We start from the raw sequence: 1,047 nt of genomic DNA on the forward strand, positions 1-1,047 counted from the left end.
CTGACTCAGATGCGCTTGCTGATTCTGACGCAGAGACTGAAGCGGATGTGCTTGCTGAAGCGGATGCACTTGCTGATTCTGATGCAGATGCTGAAGCGGACGCACTTGCTGACTCTGAGGCAGATACTGAAGCGGATGTACTTGCTGAAGCAGACTCAGAGGCGCTTGCTGATTCTGATGCAGATACTGAAGCGGATGCGCTTGCTGATTCTGACGCAGATGTTGAAGCCGATGTGCTTGCTGATTCTGACGCAGATGTTGATGCTGACTCAGATGCGCTTGCTGATTCTGACGCAGATACTGAAGCCGATGTGCTTGCTGATTCTGACGCAGATGTTGATGCTGACTCAGATGCGCTTGCTGATTCTGACGCAGATACTGAAGCCGATGTGCTTGCTGATTCTGACGCAGAAACTGAGTTTGAAACAGACTGTGATTCTGAGACAGAGGCACTTGTTGATGCAGACTCTGAATTTGAAACTGATTGTGATTCACTGATTGAAGCACTTACAGATGTACTTTCAGAATTAGATACTGATTGTGAGCCTGAAACAGATGCACTCAATGACGCCGATTCACTCAATGATGCTGAGTTAGATGTTGAAATTGATTCACTAGCTGAAATGAAGCTTGAAGCCGAGTTCGAAATAGATTCTACAGTTGAAATGATTGCAGAAATTGAAGCACTGAAGGCTTGAGACTGGCTTTCAAATACAGAAGCACTCAATGAGCTTGATGTACTCAATGATTCTGATTCAGAAGCTGAAACTGACGCACTTGTACTTCGAGATTCACTCAATGATGCAGACTCACTAGCTGAAATTGACGCACTTACTGACGCTGACTCTGAGGTTGAAACAGACTGTGATTCTGAAACTGATGCACTCTCTGATGCTGATTCTGAGTTAGACACTGATTGTGATTCTGATACAGATGCACTTTCTGATGCTGATTCTGAGTTTGACACTGACTGTGACTCAGACACTGACGCACTTTCTGATGCTGATTCGGAATTAGACACTGATTGTGATTCTGATACAGATGCAC

At 45.0% G+C, this 1,047-nt stretch carries 1 pseudogene; it reads right to left on the reverse strand.

The annotated features are described in order from the left end of the window. Nucleotides 1-1,047 (reverse strand): annotated as a pseudogene (locus HMPREF3112_RS11925) (accessory Sec-dependent LPXTG-anchored adhesin); the annotation flags it as partial.

Source organism: Streptococcus sp. HMSC10E12 (assembly GCF_001807855.1).
GTDB lineage: Bacteria > Bacillota > Bacilli > Lactobacillales > Streptococcaceae > Streptococcus > Streptococcus salivarius.